Here is a 13503-nt window from a genome sequence, read left to right as displayed (position 1 = left end):
ACAGGAGGTTTACCAGCACAATCATTCAATCCTTTATCTTTTCAACCTTGCTAGTGGCATTTTTCTGGTATCGGAAAACTGCAAAAACCAAAAACCAATAATATAAGGAAGTAGTTATGAGAGAGCTTACACTTAATGAAGTGAACTTTATCGCGGCAGCTGGGGATTTCAGCTATGCAGAGTTGGGCGGTGCAGTCGCTGCCGGCGCGGTTGGTGGAGCGATGACCGGCGCCATGGCTGGCGGCGTCGGTGCTGGCCCAGGCGCTGTTGCCGGTGCCGTTATCGGTGGTGCCGCCTATACCGCTGGCAAAATGGTGGAGTCCATGTTGGGTGGCAATAAACAAACATCGACGAACAATCCTGCCGACAGTAACTAATGCAGGAAGATTCGTATCCATCATATGAAAAGATTATTCATTATATTGTTCGCCATTTTAATCGGGCTTGTTGTTGGCGTGATTGCGGATTATTTCAGCCTCAATCGTTTCTTGAAATACGCCCTTATCGCCTTTGCCGTTATCGCCACGCATAAATTGCTCAATAGCGATCGCGGGCGACGCTCAGCATGATCAACGTGGCTTATTTTAAAATTTAATTACTAAGGAGCAAGTATGCGCAATCTTACCTCTGAAGAATGTTCAATCATTTCCGGTGCAGGAGATCGCAGCGGTACATTGACGGTTTCCGCAGAAACTGTCGGCGCAGCGATCGGCGGCGGCATCGGCTCTATCGGTGGCGTGGCGGGCGGCGTTGTCGGCACTATTGTCGGCGGTGCTGTCGGTAACTATGTCACCGGCGATCGTGCCCCCGGCTCAGTTGGCCCATCAGGCATTCCCTGGGGCGGGAGCAACGGCGGCGGTACCATGTGGGGGAACAACAACAATACCGATTCGAACTGATCGGGGCCCTGCAAGCCTCGCGGTTGACCTCAGCGGTTAACATTGGCTTCAGCGCCTAAAGCGTCACATCATGCCAGGGTTATCATTGTGATAACCCTTTTTTCATGGGTTCACCGCAGGATGAGTGCGCGGTTGACGTAGCGAAAATATCGGGGTGAAGAGGCCAGGTAAAGCGAAGCTGACATTACCCGAGTCGAATGACTCTATCCGCAGAGGCAATCGTCGACGGACGGTGCGCAATAATCACGCGGGTAATGTTCAGTTGTGAAATAGCGCGGTTAATATGTGTTTCATTATCTAGATCCAGGTGGCTAGTCGCTTCGTCCATAAACAGAATGCTGGGGCGACGATAGAGCGCACGGGCTATCAATAAGCGCTGTTTCTGCCCGCCAGAAAGGCTCCCCCCCAGTTCGCCGATCAATGTTTCATAGCCCATCGGCATGTTTTGAATATCATCATGCATATTGCAACGTCGTGCGCACGCCTCAATACGCTTCAGATCCATCTCGGCATCAAATCCTGAAATATTTTCAGCGATAGATCCCGCCAGCAGCTTGTCATCCTGCAACACGCAAGCGATACATTGGCGATAATTATTAACGCCAATGTTGCTGATATCCATACCGTCGACCAGCACGGCCCCTTCATCCGGCGACAGCAACCCACACATTAACTTCATCAACGTGGTTTTACCCGCGCCGGAGGGACCGACAATCGCCACGCTTTCTCCCGCTGCAATGCTGAGATTCAAATCCGCGATAATGGGTTTCGCCAAGCGATCATACTGGTAGCGCAGATTCCGCACCTGAAGCTCTGCGGCTTTGCCTTTTGTGAAGAGCTGGCGCGCGGGCATTTGCGATTCCGGTGACGAAAGCACAATGTCCGCCACCCTTTCATTATGCAAACTCAGCATTCGCAGCTGAAGCATCATGTCGATCAGGCTGCTGGCACGCTCCGAAAACTGCCCGCGGTAGGCGTTAAACGCGATAAACATGCCGATCGTCATTTGATTGTCTATGACCAATGCCGCGCCTAGCCAAAGGATGATCACCTGATCGCAGGTGGCGATAAACGCCCCTAGGCCGCCAAACATCATGTTTAATTTGGTCAGCTTGATACCGGCATTGATCGTTTCTACGTTTAGATTCAGCCAATACTGCGAACGGGTTTCAGATAACCCCAGCGCCTTTAACGTACTGACGCTATACAACGTTTCCATGAAATGAGACCCGGCTCGTGCCCCTTTCACCAACTGCTCTTCCGACAGCTGCCGATAATATTGATAGGTCGACAACCTGAGAATAACGTATATCGCCGTAAAGCCGAGCACCACCCAAACCAACCAGCCGCCATAGAGCAGCATCATGATAAATACGCCTACGGACATGATGCCATCAATAATACTGCTGACGATGCTGGTAGTGAAAGTCGCTCTTATCGTATCCAATGAGCCGAAACGGGATTGAATATCACCCAACTTGCGCTTCTCAAAGAAGGAAAGCGGCAATTTCATCAGATGATCGAACACTCCCGCCTTCCATTGCACGTCTATCAACGCGCCCATGACGATAGAGATCCACGAGCGCAACATGGATACGCCGGTACGGAATAAAATAAAAAACAGCAATCCTATGCATATCAGCGCTAAAAGATCATGATCGCCGGCCAGAATCACATGGTCCATGACCAACTGCGTACCGACGGGCAACAGCAGATTAACCGTTTCAATCACGATCGACAGACAGAAGATCTTTAGCAAGGCCCCCTTGAGGCCGCGCACATTGCTCATCAGCTTGCGAAAACGCAATCTGCTTTGCTGTTTGATCGGCTGAAATTCACTGTCTGGCCACAGCTCAAGCGCTACGCCGGTAAAATGCCGCGACAGTTCATGCAACCCCAGCACTTTACGGCCAAAGGCAGGATCATGGATCACCGCCCGCCCTCGGCTGACACTGACAAGCACCACGAAATGCTTCATGTCCCAATGCAGAATACAAGGCATTTTCAATGCCTTAAGTTCATCGATATTCAGCGATAACGCTCTGGATTGCAGTTTCAGTGCGCTCGCGATGTCAATCAGCGCGGACAGCGTCGCCCCGCGTGAAGAAAAGCCGTAGCGGCTGCGCAGATTAAACAGATCGATTTGCAAGCCATGGTAATGGCATACCATCGCCAGACTGGCCAGCCCACATTCCGAGGCTTCAGTTTGCAGGATCTGCGGCACTTTGCGGCGCAGCGACAAATTGAGTTTGCCCTTTAGCGTGTCGAAATAAGATTCAGTCATTGATTGGCCCCATCAGGCTGTTTTTCATATCGTAGAAAGGCGAGAACATCCATTGATATAAAGGCCTTTTTTCCAGAAACAGCGTGGATTGAGCCCGCATGCCGTTAGTGAGCTGCAACGCCTTGCCCTGGTAACTGATATGCGTTTCATCCAGGGAAACGGTGACCTTGTAATAAGATGCCGTTTGCGCGTTGGGCTGATGCACGGGAGAACTGCTGTAAGTTGACATTTCTTGCATGGAGGCCGGCACATAAGCGATGCTTTCTATCCTGCCGGGAAACTGGCCAAACTTCTCATAGGGGAAAGCATCATAACGAATGTTGATGGCGTCCCCCGCTGAAACATAAGGCACACTGGCGTTCGGCAACCATAAAACTAGCTGATAAATCGCGCCATTACGTGGAATAATCTGTACCAGACTGTCACCGCTATTGACCATCTGACCCGGGGTAACGCTGAGAGATTCAATGCGGCCATCGCTCGGGGCGTTCACGATCAATGCGCCGCTGGCATCGGCTTCCGCTAACTGCCGTTGCAAATCATTACGCTGAAACTGGTACTGTGAAATTTGATTATCGAAATCTGCCGCGCGCGTAACGATGTCGCTTTCCAAATTCGTAATTTGCAACGATTCCTGAATGTGTTGGCTATGCAGGTTTTGGAACAGACTTTGTTGTTGATAAAACGAATAGGTTTGTCCGCTAAGCTGATCTTTGGTAATCAGACCGCGCTGCTGATATTCCTTATAGGAACGCATGTTGTCCTGAGCAAATGCCACCCCTTCTCGTGCGTTATCCAACAGCTGTTTGGACTGCATGTGCGCCAATTCATACTGTTTTTTTTGCGCGCGTAGATTTTCCAGCGTCATGCGCTTGTTGTCTTGCAACTTAAGGATGATGCTGTCAACGTGTTTTAACTGGTTTTCCAGCGCCAGGCGCGTATTGGCGCTCACTTTCCCGTTATCCGTCACCCGGCTGACATCAATCTGATAAAGACGCTGGCCTTTTTTAACCACGTCGCCCACTTCGACGAAGCGTTCCGAGATAAAACCCTGCTGGGGTGCAAACACATTGACTGAGCGGGGGAAGGTGGTGATTTCACCATAAACATTAATGCGGCGCGTATAATGACTGAATATAAGAAAAGAGAGGAAAACAAGAATAAATAAAAACGATAAAAGACCAAAGCACCAGGCGGGCAAGCCGTTTATCAATAAGGCCTTACCCGCCCATTTCGCCCGCTGATGATCCGTGGCTTCCTGTCGAAACAAATCACGCATGAAATCCCTTTCCAGAAATAAAGCTCAAGCCAATCCTGGCTCGTAAAATGCAGAAGTACACCGAAAAAACAGCAACAGTGATTAAAACAAGCCTGTTGCTTTTTAAGCAGCGATATCGTAAAGATAATTATTCTCATTATGATATAGAGCCCCCCGAAGAAATGCAATGCTTTTTACGCACTTATCCAGCAACATGGCTGTATATCACTAGGTATATTCATAAAAAACCAATAAAGAGTCTCCTAACCAAATAATCGTATTCAGACTACATCTCGGCATGTCCAATAAATAATCATGCGCCGCCCTTCCATTGTCTGTTTTTCATCCACAATGTGTGCAGCAATAACGCTATCAAGGCTTTCACTTCCTTATGTTAAAATTGTCGCCACGCGGTGTCGGCGTATTCCAATATGCCTTTGCGCCAACACCGCGAATGAAATCAGTCTGACACCGCCGCCTGATAAACCACCTTGCCGTCCACATAGGTGCGATAAATATTGCGATCGTCCCCCAGCGTCATCAGCACGAAGCCTTGTTCCGCCGGCGTGGCGCTGTTGGCGTAGCGTAACTGCTGCAGCGGCGTCACCGCCGGATCGAGCACCACGAAATCCGCCTCTTTGCCGACGTCGAAGTTGCCGATTTTGTCGTCCAGCGACAGCGCGCGGGCGCCGCCCAGGGTGGCGTGATAGAACGCTTCTACGGCGGAGAGCCGGTAATGCTGCAGCTGGCCGACCTTGTACGCCTCGCCCAGCGTGCGCAGCATATTGAAGGAGGTGCCTGCCCCCACGTCGGTGCCGATGCCGAGCTTCACCCGCTTGCGCCAGGCCTGCTGCAGGTCGAACAGCCCGCTGCCGAGGAACAGGTTGGAGGTGGGGCAAAAGGCGATCGCCGAACGGGTCTCGCACAGGCAGTCCCACTCCTGCTCCTCCAGGTGCAGGCAGTGGGCGAACACGCTTTTGCCGCCGGTCATGCCGTAGCGATGGTAAACGTCCAGATAGCTTTGGCTTTGCGGGAACAGCGATTTTACCCAGGCCACTTCCTGCGGATTCTCGCTCAGGTGCGTCTGCAGCCACACGTCGGGGAATTCTTCGCGCAGCCGCTGCACCTGCGCCAGCAGCGCCGGGGTGCTGGTTGGCGCAAAGCGCGGCGTAATGGCGTAACCGAGGCGGCCTTTGCCGTGCCAGCGTTCAATCAACTCGCGCGTGTCGCGGTAACTCTGCTCCGGCGTTTCCAGCAGCGCCTGCGGCGCATGGCGATCCATCATCACCTTACCGGCGATCAGGCGCATGTTCAGCGTTTGCGCCTGGCTGAACAGCGCATCGACCGACTGCGGATGCACGCTGCCGAACACCAGCGCGGTGGTAGTGCCGTTGCTCAGCAACTCCCGCAGAAAGAAGGCCGACATCGCGTCGGCGTGCCGCTCGCAGCCATAGCGGCTTTCGGTCGGGAAGGTGTAATTATTTAACCAGTCCAGCAGTTGGTCGCCATAGGCGCCAATCATTTCGGTTTGCGGATAGTGGATATGGGTGTCGATAAAGCCCGGTACGATCGGTTTGTCGCGATACTCCGTGACCGCGAAACCCGGCGGCAGCAGCGCCTCGCCCTGCTGCCAGCTGCCGAACCAGACGATGACGCCCCCGTTCAGCAGCAACAAACCGTCGGGAATGTGCCGCAGGCGTTCGTCAAGCTGTTGCGGTTCCTCCACGCAGGCCGCGATATCAAAAAAATTGCCACGAATAGCCGTGGTGAATTGCAGTGCCATTATTTTCTTCCTTGTGACGACCGGCCAATCTCACCCGCATAATAACCTGCGTCGATGAAACAATGCCTTCTGTTGCCCAAACTTAAAGACCGGGTTAAGCATAGCAAGCCGTGTGCCAACAGACCGACATAAAATATATTTTCACGTTAAAACAAAGTGATACTAATTAAACAAAGAAAACCAACCGAAGAAAAAGAATAAAACACGCGGCGATCTTCGACGGCAGACTAATAGCAACCGTTTGCTTACCGAAATAACACCGTTGCTGCACCTTTAATGGGCAAAGGGATATTTTCGCGCCCGTCAGCCTATTTCAACGCGATAAAAAGAGGCCGGAACCATTCAGGAACCCACCCGACAAACTTGAAACGATAACCATTCTCAATTATCATCCGCGCATCTTTTTGACCAGCAATGCGAAAACCATGTCCGCCACCGCTTCCGCCCCGCACGCCGCGCTGTCGCGCCTTTACGCCACCCATCACGCCTGGTTGCAGGGATGGTTGCGCCGTCGGCTGGGCTGCGCTTTCGACGCGGACGATGTGGCGCAGGACACCTTTATGCGCCTGCTGAAAAGCGACGCCGCGGCGACCCTGCGCGAGCCGAAAGACTTTCTGGTCACCGTCGCCAAGCGGGTGATGGTCGATCTGTTCCGCCGCAGAACGCTGGAGCGCGCCTATCTGGAGATGCTGACGCTGATCCCGGAAGGCTACGCCCCGTCGCCGGAACAGCGCCAGAGCCTGTTGGAAAGCCTGCAGCAGATAGACGCCATGCTCGACGGCCTGGGGCCGAAAGCGAAACAGGCCTTTCTGCTGTCGCAGCTCGAAGGCCTGGGCTATGCGGACATCGCCGTGCGTCTCGGCGTGTCGGTCAGTTCGGTTAAAAAATACATGGCCAAGGCCACCGAGCATTGCCTGCTGTTCAGCCTGGAAAACGACGTTTTCTCATGAGCAACGCCATTACCCCCGAGCAGCGCCAGGCGCTGAAGATGGCCGCACACTGGTATGCCCTGTTGTGCGATGAGCACGTCACCGACCGCCAGCGCCTACAGTGGCAAGCCTGGCACCAGCAGCACGCCGATCACCGCTGGGCCTGGCAGCGCGTCGAAGCGCTGCAGAGCCAGCTGCAAGGCGTGCCGGGCAAGTTCAGCTACCGTGCGCTCGATCGCGCCGGCCGCCAGTCGGCGATCGATCGCCGCACCCTGCTGAAGAGCCTGCTGCTGTTGCTTGGCGTGGGCGGCGGCGGTTTCCTTTACCAATCGCCGTTCGGCCGGGAGCTGCGCGCCGACTACCGCACCGCCACCGGCGAAATCAAACCCATTGTGTTAAGCGACGGCACCCAACTGGTGCTCAACACCGCCAGTGCGGTGGACGTGCATTACGACGATCGTCAACGGTTGATCCGCTTGCACGCCGGAGAAATCAGCCTGATTACCGGGCGCGACCCCCGGCCGCTGTGGGTGCAAAGCCCGCAGGGGGCGATGCGCGCGCTCGGCACCCGCTTTTTGGTGCGCGATATCGGCGGCGAGACGCGCCTGACGGTGCTGGAGCATGCGGTCGAAGCGCAGCTGGCGCAGGATCCGCAGCAAACGCGCCGGGTGGACGCCGGGGAACAGATCGGCTTCAGCGCCTCGGCCTTCAGCGACAAGCAACCGGCTGCGGCGGAGGACGGCTGGCTGCGCGGCGTGCTGAGCGTCAGCCAATGGCGGCTGGACCAGGTGATCGCCGAACTGGCGCGCTACCGACGCGGCCACCTGAGCTGCGATCCGGCCGTCGCCGGCCTGCGCGTCAGCGGCAGTTTCCCGCTCAACGATACCGATCGCGCCCTCGCCCTGCTCAGCCAGACGCTGCCGGTGCGCCTGCAAAGCTTTACCCGCTATTGGCTGCAAATCGTTCCCGCCTGAATTTTTTAAATGAAAATGATAAAAAATCGCATTCTTGATTGTCCCTTTTGCTTCGCTCATCCGACTCCCAGGAAAACACTGCAGCAATAAATAAAAAATGATTCAGGAGAAGGTATGAACAACGCTTGGGGAAAGGGAGCGCCGGCTTCGCTTTGGGGAAAACGCGCCACGCCGCTGGCCGTGGCCATTGGCCTGGCCTTCGCCGCACCGCTGACGGCGAGCGCCGCCAGCGCCGCCGCAGCCTATCATATTCCGGCCGGTGAGCTGGACGGCGCGCTGAACGCTTTCGCCGCTCGCGCCGGCATCGCGCTCTCGGTGGACGGCACGCTGACCGCCGGTAAACGTTCGCCGGGCCTGAGCGGCAGCTACGGCGTCGATGACGGCCTGAACGCCCTGCTGGCCGGCAGCGGCCTGCAGGCTAAAGCGCTCGGCAACAACGGTTACACGCTGGCCAAACTGCCGCAGCCGCAGAAGGAAGAAGACATCACCGTGGTCGGTGACTGGCTGGCGGAAGGCCGCCAGGTAGACGTGTTCGAACATCCCGGCGCGCGCGACGTGGTGCGCCGCGAAGAATTCGCCAAAACCGGCACCACCACCGTGCGCGAAGCGTTGAACCGGGTGCCGGGCGTGGTGGCGCCGGAGAACAACGGTACCGGCAGCCATGACATGGCGCTGAACTTCGGCATTCGCGGCCTCAACCCGCGCCTCGCCAGCCGCTCCACCGTACTGATGGACGGCATCCCGGTGCCCTTCGCGCCTTACGGCCAGCCGCAGCTGTCGCTGGCGCCGGTCTCGCTCGGCAATATGGACGCGATCGACGTGGTGCGCGGCGGCGGCGCGGTGCGTTATGGGCCGCAGAGCGTCGGCGGCGTCGTCAACTTCGTCACCCGCGCCATCCCGAAAACCTTCGGCATGGAAGCCGGCATGCAGGGGCAGCTCAGCCCGACTTCGCGCCAGGATCACCCGAAAGGCACCGGCAACCTGATGATCGGCGGCACCGCCGACAACGGCTTCGGCGCGGCGCTGCTCTACTCCGGCACCCGCGGCAGCGACTGGCGCGAACACAGCGCGACCAAGATTGACGACGTGATGCTGAAAAGCCGTTACGCCCCGAACGAGGTGCACACCTTCAACAGCCTGCTGCAATACTACGAAGGCGAGGCGGACATGCCGGGCGGCCTGAGCCGGGCGGACTACAACGCCAACCCGTTCCAGTCGACGCGCCCGTACGACAAGTTCTGGGGCCGCCGCCAGCTGGCGAACTTCGGCTATCAGTATCAGCCGGATCAACAGCACAAGTTCGACGTGCAGAGCTTCTACACCTACACCCTGCGCAGCGGCTATCTGGATCAGGGCAAAAATCTGACGCTGTCACCGCGCGAATACTGGGTGCGCGGCGTGGAACCGCGCTACAGCCAGAGCTTCCGCTGGGGAGACTCGGCGCATGAGGTCGGCGTCGGCTACCGCTACGTCAGCGAATCCACCCACGAGCTGCGCTACACCAGCAAGGCCAGCACCGGCCGGCTGCCGTCCAGCGCCAGCCCGTACGATCGCGATACCCAGTCCGGCACCGAGGCGCACGCCTTCTATATCGACGATCGCATAGACATCGGCGACTGGACCATCACGCCAGGCATGCGCTACGAGTACATCAAGTCGTATCAGAACAACTACATCAAGAACAACCGCCTCGACGTCAGCTATAACGCGCCGCTGCCGGCGTTGAACGTGATGTATCACCTTAACGAATACTGGAACCTGTACGCCAACACCGAAGGCTCCTTCGGCACCGTGCAGTACAGCCAGATGGGCAAAGCGGTCGACAGCGGCAAGATTGAACCGGAGAAGGCGCGCACCTGGGAGCTGGGCACCCGCTACGCCGGCGATGCGCTGACCGGCGAGATCGGGCTGTTCCTGATCAACTTCAACAACCAGTACGACTCCAACCAGGTGACCGACAGCGTGACCGCGCGCGGCAAAACTCGCCACGCCGGGCTGGAGGGCAGCCTGCGTTACGATCTGTCGCAGCTGACGCCGAAACTGGACGATCTGACCGCCTACGCCAGCTACGCCTACGTCAACGCCACTATCCGCGAAGACGGCGGCTACAAGGGCAACCAGGTGCCGTTCTCACCGAAGCATAAAGGCACGCTGGGGCTGGACTACACGCCGGGCAACTGGGCGTTTAACCTCAACGGCGAGTTCCAATCCAGCCAGTTCGCCGATAACGCCAACACCGTGGCGGAAAGCGCCGACGGCAGCACCGGCCGCATTCCCGGCTATATGCTGTGGGGCGTGCGCGCCGCCTATGATTTCGGCCCGGAAATGGCCGGCCTGAATCTGGGCGTCGGCGTGAAAAACCTGTTCAACCACGAGTATTTCACCCGTGCCTATGACGACAATAACAAAGGTCTGTACATCGGCCAGCCGCGTACGATCTATCTGCAAGGCTCGGTGAAGTTCTGATCCCCGGCGGCGGGCGCACCTCATCGCGCTCGCCGCTTCATTCATAATGTGACATTGTCACCAATCCCGATCTTTCCATCTTGCCCAAGCGGCGAAAAATAAGTCGCTTCTGCCGCCAATGCGCGTAATATCGACGATCCGCCCTGATTTATGGGCGCGGATTTTTTGCCGTTCTGGCCTGAAAAGCGAGGGAAAATAAGATGAATCATAATGACCTTTCTCAGTGCCGCGTGGACACCGACCGTTTGTTGATTGCCCCCTTTACCGCAGCAGACGCCGACGATGTTTACCAGGCGATCACCCCCACTCTGACGCGCTTTATGACCTTTGAGCCGGAGGCGTCGCCGGAAGATTTCGCCAACGTCTGGCAAGGCTGGCTGCCGCTGATGCGCGAAGGCGAAGAAGTGATCTTCGTCGCCCGCCGGCGCGAAGACCGGCAGTTTGTCGGCGTCGGCGGCGCGCACAACCTGCGCAGCCGCACCCCGGAGCTGGGCATCTGGGTGAAAGAGAGCCTGCACGGCCAGGGCTACGGGCGCGAAATCGTGCAGGGCATCGCGCGCTGGGTCAGCGAGCGCTTTCAGCCGCCGCACCTTATCTACCCGGTGGCCGAGCAAAATACCGCCAGCCGCCGCCTCGCCGAGTCGCTGGGCGGCGTGCTGGCCGGGCGTTGCGAACGCGTCAAGTATGACGCCGTGGTCTACCACCTGCCGCCTCAGCATTGATCCGCACCGGGCCGCCGGCCCGGTGCGGCCTTTTTTTCTCTGCGCCGCGATAACCGCTGCCACTGCCAGCTGGTTTGTGCTAATGATAGAGGCATGTAGGGTAAAAACAGTTGAGGAACAGCAACATGATTATTTTTGTTACCGGCGCCACCTCCGGTTTCGGCGAGGCAATCGCACGCCGTTTTATCCGTGAAGGCCATCAAGTGATCGCCGCCGGGCGCCGCCTTGAGCGTCTCGAAGAGCTGCAGGACGAATTAGGGCAAGCGCTGCACATCGTGCGGCTCGACGTGCGCAACCGCGCCGCCATTCAACAGGCGATCGAAGCACTGCCGGCCGAGCTGCGCCAGATCGACGTGCTGGTGAACAACGCCGGCCTGGCGCTGGGGCTGGAGCCGGCGCACAAGGCCAACGCCGATGACTGGGAAACCATGATCGACACCAACGCCAAGGGGCTGGTGAACATGACGCGCGCGCTGCTGCCGGCCATGGTCGAGCGCAACGTCGGCCATGTGATCAACATCGGCTCCACCGCCGCCAACTGGCCTTACGCCGGCGGCAACGTGTACGGCGCCACCAAGGCGTTCGTCAAACAGTTCAGCCTGGGCCTGCGCGCCGATCTGCACGGCACGCGCATCCGCGTGACCGATATCGAGCCGGGCCTGGTGGGCGGCACCGAGTTCTCCAACGTGCGCTTCAAGGGCGATGACGGCAAGGTCAACAAAACCTACGAAGGCGCCGATGCGCTGACGCCGGAAGACATCGCCGAGTCGGTGTTCTGGGTCGCGACGTTGCCGGCGCGCGTCAACATCAACACGCTGGAAATGATGCCGGTCAGCCAGTCCTTCGCCGGGCTGAACATCCACCGCGGCGCCTGATCTCCGGCGGCGGGAGGCGACTCCCGCCGTGTTTGCTCAGGCTGCGCGCCAGCCTGAAACGATGATCAACATGCCCGCCAGCGCCACCCCCGCGCCCACCCAGTCCAGCGCAGACAGCTTCACCCCGTCCACCACCCGCAGCCACAGCAGCGCCGTCGCCACATACACGCCGCCGTAGGCCGCATAGACCCGCCCGCTGGCCGCCGGATGCAGCGTCAACAGCCAAACAAACAGCATCAGGCTCACTGCCGCCGGCAGCAATAGCCAGGCGCTGCCCTGCTTTTTGAGCCAGAGATAAGGCAAGAAACAGCCGATAATTTCAGCCAGGGCGGTGGCGAAAAACAACAGCGTGGTTTTTAACATCGGTCGCAGTTTTCTCTCGATAAAGTAAACGAATCGGCGCTTGGCTGGTGAATTTCAGAAGCGCGGTGGTATATTTGTCACCACGCCTGCGGGCGAAGTAACGCCAGTGTCGCCATCATCAGGCGCACTCACTCATAAGGATGAAACGATGAAAACATTTTCGACCCAACGACTGCTGCGCGGGATGCTGCCGGTCGCCATGCTGGCCGTTATGGGCGCCTGGCAGGCGCCGGCGCTGGCCGCCACCTGCACGCAGGGCAGCACCTGCGTCACCGTCGATGGCAAAGGCAGCGGCGCGATGAGCACCGAAGAAGCACGCCAGAGCAAAGAGCAGTGGAATGATACCAAATCCCTGCGCCACAAGGTTAACACTCGCGTCGAGAAAGAGTTCGACAAGGCCGATCGCGCGGCGGATGACGAAGATCGCTGCAACGACAGCAACAACGTCAACGCGTACTGGGAGCCTGACACCCGTAAATGTCTGGATCGTCAGACCGGGCGTCGGATTAATCCTTAATCCGCCTGCGGCGGGCGGGCAAGCGTGAAACCCGGCCGCCATTACTGCTATCCTGTTACAGGAAGTCCATTGTCTAAAAGGATGACGTGATGAAGAAAACGCTGATATTAACCGCTGTCTTGCTGGCCGGCGCGCCGTTGGCGGCTCTGGCCTCCTGCGAAAGCGTGAAAGCGGACATTTCGCAGAAAATCATCAATAACGGCGTTCCGGAGTCCGGCTTCAAACTGGAGATCGTGCCTAACGATCAGGCCGATCAAGCGGGCGGCCAAGTGGTCGGCCACTGCGAAAACGACACCCAGAAGATCGTCTATACCCGCCTGAACAATGGCGACGATCGCGGTGACGCGGCGCAGACCGGCACCAGCCAGGATACCTCCAACACGCAGTAAGCCGCATCGGCTATCCAGGGCGCAGTTCATTCACAGCCGCGCCC

At 57.6% G+C, this 13503-nt stretch carries 15 protein-coding genes; 10 read left to right on the top strand and 5 right to left on the bottom strand.

The features are described from left to right. The first annotated feature begins 116 nt into the window (after window positions 1-116). From ABTW55_RS23180 to ABTW55_RS23170, 3 genes are read left to right on the top strand one after another with little or no spacing between them, the layout of a single operon-like run. Window positions 117-377 (top strand): hypothetical protein, encoded by a 261-nt coding sequence (locus tag ABTW55_RS23180; protein ID WP_049196799.1) that lies wholly within the window; start codon window positions 117-119, stop codon window positions 375-377. A gap of 24 nt (window positions 378-401) precedes the next feature. Beyond that, window positions 402-569, top strand: a complete 168-nt coding sequence (locus ABTW55_RS23175; RefSeq protein WP_154609292.1) for a hypothetical protein — start codon at window positions 402-404, stop codon at window positions 567-569. A 42-nt stretch (window positions 570-611) separates the two neighbouring features. Next, complete coding sequence (locus ABTW55_RS23170; protein ID WP_025302730.1) at window positions 612-899, top strand: hypothetical protein; 288 nt, start codon at window positions 612-614, stop codon at window positions 897-899. Between the two features lie 184 nt (window positions 900-1083). On the opposite strand, the gene ABTW55_RS23165 is transcribed toward ABTW55_RS23170, so the two are convergent. The 3 genes from ABTW55_RS23165 to guaD all read right to left on the bottom strand — a co-directional run bounded on the left by ABTW55_RS23165 (window position 1084) and on the right by guaD (window position 6224). Further along, entirely contained in the window at window positions 1084-3183 is a 2100-nt protein-coding gene (locus tag ABTW55_RS23165; RefSeq protein WP_033638474.1) for a peptidase domain-containing ABC transporter, read from the bottom strand. Beyond that, a complete protein-coding gene (locus tag ABTW55_RS23160; protein ID WP_033648236.1) occupies window positions 3176-4462 on the bottom strand; it encodes an HlyD family secretion protein in 1287 nt (428 codons plus the stop codon). The genes ABTW55_RS23165 and ABTW55_RS23160 overlap by 8 nt, the downstream gene beginning before the upstream one ends. Before the next feature lie 439 nt (window positions 4463-4901). Next, window positions 4902-6224, bottom strand: a complete 1323-nt coding sequence (gene guaD / locus ABTW55_RS23155; protein WP_033655182.1) for a guanine deaminase — start codon at window positions 6222-6224, stop codon at window positions 4902-4904. A gap of 425 nt (window positions 6225-6649) precedes the next feature. Between guaD and fecI the strand changes: the two genes are divergently transcribed. The 3 genes from fecI (at window position 6650) to fecA (ending at window position 10593) form a co-directional block, all read left to right on the top strand. Beyond that, entirely contained in the window at window positions 6650-7174 is a 525-nt protein-coding gene (fecI, locus tag ABTW55_RS23150; RefSeq protein WP_033638471.1) for a ferric citrate uptake sigma factor FecI, read from the top strand. Beyond that, window positions 7171-8127 carry a ferric citrate uptake sigma factor regulator FecR gene (fecR, locus tag ABTW55_RS23145; RefSeq protein WP_060420911.1) on the top strand — a complete coding sequence of 319 codons (957 nt, stop codon included), beginning with the start codon at window positions 7171-7173 and terminating at the stop codon, window positions 8125-8127. Before fecI ends, fecR begins: the two co-directional genes overlap by 4 nt. A gap of 114 nt (window positions 8128-8241) precedes the next feature. Continuing rightward, on the top strand, window positions 8242-10593 hold the full coding sequence (gene fecA / locus ABTW55_RS23140) for a TonB-dependent Fe(3+) dicitrate receptor FecA (RefSeq protein WP_041034990.1): 2352 nt from the start codon (window positions 8242-8244) through the stop codon (window positions 10591-10593). A 41-nt stretch (window positions 10594-10634) separates the two neighbouring features. On the opposite strand, the gene ABTW55_RS23135 is transcribed toward fecA, so the two are convergent. Then, window positions 10635-10802: a hypothetical protein gene (locus ABTW55_RS23135; protein WP_154609291.1), complete on the bottom strand. Its 168-nt coding sequence runs from the start codon at window positions 10800-10802 to the stop codon at window positions 10635-10637. Between ABTW55_RS23135 and ABTW55_RS23130 the strand changes: the two genes are divergently transcribed. Then, a complete protein-coding gene (locus tag ABTW55_RS23130; RefSeq protein WP_060420909.1) occupies window positions 10794-11315 on the top strand; it encodes a GNAT family N-acetyltransferase in 522 nt (173 codons plus the stop codon). The genes ABTW55_RS23135 and ABTW55_RS23130 overlap by 9 nt on opposite strands. 125 nt (window positions 11316-11440) lie before the next feature. After that, entirely contained in the window at window positions 11441-12190 is a 750-nt protein-coding gene (gene ydfG / locus ABTW55_RS23125) for a bifunctional NADP-dependent 3-hydroxy acid dehydrogenase/3-hydroxypropionate dehydrogenase YdfG (RefSeq protein WP_025302722.1), read from the top strand. A gap of 36 nt (window positions 12191-12226) precedes the next feature. Here ydfG and ABTW55_RS23120 read toward each other — a convergent pair whose 3' ends face one another. Next, window positions 12227-12553, bottom strand: coding sequence for a YnfA family protein (locus tag ABTW55_RS23120; protein ID WP_033648230.1), 327 nt, complete (start codon window positions 12551-12553; stop codon window positions 12227-12229). Between the two features lie 148 nt (window positions 12554-12701). Between ABTW55_RS23120 and ABTW55_RS23115 the strand changes: the two genes are divergently transcribed. Continuing rightward, on the top strand, window positions 12702-13070 hold the full coding sequence (locus ABTW55_RS23115) for a DUF1283 family protein (protein WP_004938560.1): 369 nt from the start codon (window positions 12702-12704) through the stop codon (window positions 13068-13070). Window positions 13071-13159: 89 nt separating this feature from the next. Next, window positions 13160-13459: a DUF1161 domain-containing protein gene (locus ABTW55_RS23110; protein WP_049199199.1), complete on the top strand. Its 300-nt coding sequence runs from the start codon at window positions 13160-13162 to the stop codon at window positions 13457-13459. Window positions 13460-13503 lie beyond the last annotated feature (44 nt).

Source organism: Serratia sp. SM04, assembly GCF_040280225.1.
GTDB lineage: Bacteria > Pseudomonadota > Gammaproteobacteria > Enterobacterales > Enterobacteriaceae > Serratia > Serratia sarumanii.
The sequence above is the reverse complement of the archived record's forward strand: the minus strand, read 5'-3'. Positions and strand labels throughout refer to the sequence as shown.

Excerpts from the sequence above, each read along its gene's own strand:
- ABTW55_RS23180 (WP_049196799.1), top strand. The coding sequence starts at position 117 with ATGAGAGAGCTTACACTTAATGAAGTGAACTTTATCGCGGCAGCTGGG.
- ABTW55_RS23175 (WP_154609292.1), top strand. The coding sequence starts at position 402 with ATGAAAAGATTATTCATTATATTGTTCGCCATTTTAATCGGGCTTGTT.
- ABTW55_RS23170 (WP_025302730.1), top strand. The coding sequence starts at position 612 with ATGCGCAATCTTACCTCTGAAGAATGTTCAATCATTTCCGGTGCAGGA.
- ABTW55_RS23165 (WP_033638474.1), bottom strand. The coding sequence starts at position 3,183 with ATGACTGAATCTTATTTCGACACGCTAAAGGGCAAACTCAATTTGTCG.
- ABTW55_RS23160 (WP_033648236.1), bottom strand. The coding sequence starts at position 4,462 with ATGCGTGATTTGTTTCGACAGGAAGCCACGGATCATCAGCGGGCGAAA.
- guaD (WP_033655182.1), bottom strand. The coding sequence starts at position 6,224 with ATGGCACTGCAATTCACCACGGCTATTCGTGGCAATTTTTTTGATATC.
- fecI (WP_033638471.1), top strand. The coding sequence starts at position 6,650 with ATGTCCGCCACCGCTTCCGCCCCGCACGCCGCGCTGTCGCGCCTTTAC.
- fecR (WP_060420911.1), top strand. The coding sequence starts at position 7,171 with ATGAGCAACGCCATTACCCCCGAGCAGCGCCAGGCGCTGAAGATGGCC.
- fecA (WP_041034990.1), top strand. The coding sequence starts at position 8,242 with ATGAACAACGCTTGGGGAAAGGGAGCGCCGGCTTCGCTTTGGGGAAAA.
- ABTW55_RS23130 (WP_060420909.1), top strand. The coding sequence starts at position 10,794 with ATGAATCATAATGACCTTTCTCAGTGCCGCGTGGACACCGACCGTTTG.
- ABTW55_RS23135 (WP_154609291.1), bottom strand. The coding sequence starts at position 10,802 with ATGATTCATCTTATTTTCCCTCGCTTTTCAGGCCAGAACGGCAAAAAA.
- ydfG (WP_025302722.1), top strand. The coding sequence starts at position 11,441 with ATGATTATTTTTGTTACCGGCGCCACCTCCGGTTTCGGCGAGGCAATC.
- ABTW55_RS23120 (WP_033648230.1), bottom strand. The coding sequence starts at position 12,553 with ATGTTAAAAACCACGCTGTTGTTTTTCGCCACCGCCCTGGCTGAAATT.
- ABTW55_RS23115 (WP_004938560.1), top strand. The coding sequence starts at position 12,702 with ATGAAAACATTTTCGACCCAACGACTGCTGCGCGGGATGCTGCCGGTC.
- ABTW55_RS23110 (WP_049199199.1), top strand. The coding sequence starts at position 13,160 with ATGAAGAAAACGCTGATATTAACCGCTGTCTTGCTGGCCGGCGCGCCG.